Consider the following 2,243-nt stretch of genomic DNA (forward strand, 5'->3'; position numbering starts at 1 on the left):
GCAAGTTTAGCACCAAATGAATCTGAGGTTAGATACCAAGATTCTAAAACTGTGGCCAAAATTAGTTGACCACTACAGTTTTATTTCTTTTTGTCATCAAGCCTCTGGAGTGTATTTCATCGACTAACACCAATTTGGTATTAAAACCGATACTTTCAGCTAATAGTCTAATAAAAAACTGGGTCTCAAATGGTTGGCCACAAACTTCATTGTTACCGATAACGATTGTACAATATCTATCCTTTTTTAATACTCTAAACATTTCTGAAATAGCAGCCCTCATTTCAAAGAGATAATTTCCGCTTATATGAGCTCGTAAGGGATTGATTTTCCAAATGCGCTCTAGTTCTAGATCAATTTCTTTAATAGATAACTTTAAAAGATTCTTATATTCAAGTTTGCTGTAATGCTCTCTACCTATATTTTGTTTTTCGTAGTCACGCAATGTATTCTCTTGGCAATAGCCTAACCAACCTAGGCTAAGTGATGATGATCTCACATACTTTTGCGCACCGGCATAGGGAGGAGATGTGACTATTAAGTCTACAGAGTTGCTTTGTAGTAACTCTGCATCTTTTGATAGTGTATTTGTTATCTTTCTAGCATCTTTTGAGATTACTTCACACCTTAAGGCGTCTATTTTAGCTTCACCTAGCAAACTTATTCTGTTTGTATTTTGTTCTACTTGTTTTTCAAAAATTTTAAATACGTTAGCATTATTAACTTCGTCTAATCGATGTTCAGCTTTTTTCTTCATAGTCGAGTTAATATATTTATCAGGTTTTATTTTTACAGGAACACTGAGGTGAGGATCTGAGAAACTAACCTTTTTCACAATGCTTGAAAATGTAACTTTAAAAAAGTCTTTTTCACTTGAGTCGGGTAATTGTTCTATTGCTCTTATTAATCTTGATAAATCCCGTTGTGTTTTTTTAGGAAACCAATGATCTATATTTGTTACATTTACATGAGTAAATTTTCTCAACCGCTTAGCGTATTGTAAAATATCTTTAGTTTCCTGATGGATTAAGTTTGTATCCAAGCTTGTAGTTTTTACTTTAGCAATTAATCTTGCTAAAGGATTTGCATCGCAACCTAAGGCATTGTGGCCAGATAAAATAGATTCTAATAAGACAGTTCCTGAGCCACAAAATGGATCTAGAACAGTTCCTTTTTTTTCAGGTAACAAAACTTTAGAATTAATAAAAAAAATAGGGATATGTTTTAAAAGCTTTGCTGGGTAAGTATGAATGTAGTGTGTATAAGAGTCTGAATATGGAACCCAATTAACCAAGCTTCTAAAATCAACTTGGATTGGTTTTTTATGAGCTTGATATTCATTCAGCAAATTATTTAAAGCTTCATCAATCTTTTCCTGGCATGACAAGCTAATAGTCGGCTCTAATAGCTTTCCATTTTGTTCATTTTTTGACGAAAAGTCTAATCTCATTTGAATTCAAAAGTCAGATAGTGCAATTCGAGATAATGTATCATCTGCTACATTAAAAGTCGCCCAAATCCTCTTCTTTAATCTTATATTGAAACCAAATGAGGTCTATCGTCAGAACGACAGAACGACAGAAGTTAAAGGGTTACCCATCAGAAAACAAAAGAAAATCAGCAGAGTCAGGTCTTTCTTTTTGCCTTTTGTAATTAAAAAATGAAAAACCTGCCCCTAGAAACGAAAGGGTCAAAGAAACGAAAGGGGTCAAATCTTGACTTCAGACATCAAAGGTCTAGATTTATAGTTTACTACTCATTGAGTGAATTACTATGTCTAGGCCGCTGCGAATAGAGTATGAGAATGCGTTGTATCATTTGATGAATCGTGGGAGAGGGCGTGAAAACACCTTTTTGAATGATGATGGCTTTAAGTCTTTTTTACATTATATTGAGCAAGCCTACGTTTAATATTTATGTATATTGTCCTGTTTAATGACCAGTCACAACCACCTGCGAATCGAAATCCCGTTACTAATTTCAAGACTATAAAACTGTAGCCAATATGTCCAAAAACCTGAAAAGAGTTGGGTATGTTGAAATTGCGCTGATAGAGTTGAGGCAAGCAAAGCTGGAGATTATGGTCGATGGGTGCAGGCGAGTTAATATATGAGGTTATTGAAAAGTAATGGAGCCTATTAAGTTGTGGTTTTTAACTCTGTTTCTTACATCTGCGGGTCTTTTCTTTTTTATAATATTACCAATTTTAATAGCTATAAAAGATAAAAAAACTCGGTTGGTAG

1 protein-coding gene is annotated in these 2,243 nt (G+C 33.9%); it reads right to left on the reverse strand.

The window, feature by feature from the left end; genetic code table 11:
- Positions 1-61: 61 nt before the first annotated feature.
- On the reverse strand, positions 62-1,450 hold the full coding sequence (locus QL984_RS18375) for a DNA methyltransferase (RefSeq protein ID WP_138764605.1): 1,389 nt from the start codon (positions 1,448-1,450) through the stop codon (positions 62-64).
- Positions 1,451-2,243 lie beyond the last annotated feature (793 nt).

The organism is Pseudoalteromonas sp. APC 3495 (genome assembly GCF_030407645.1).
Lineage (GTDB): Bacteria > Pseudomonadota > Gammaproteobacteria > Enterobacterales > Alteromonadaceae > Pseudoalteromonas > Pseudoalteromonas tetraodonis.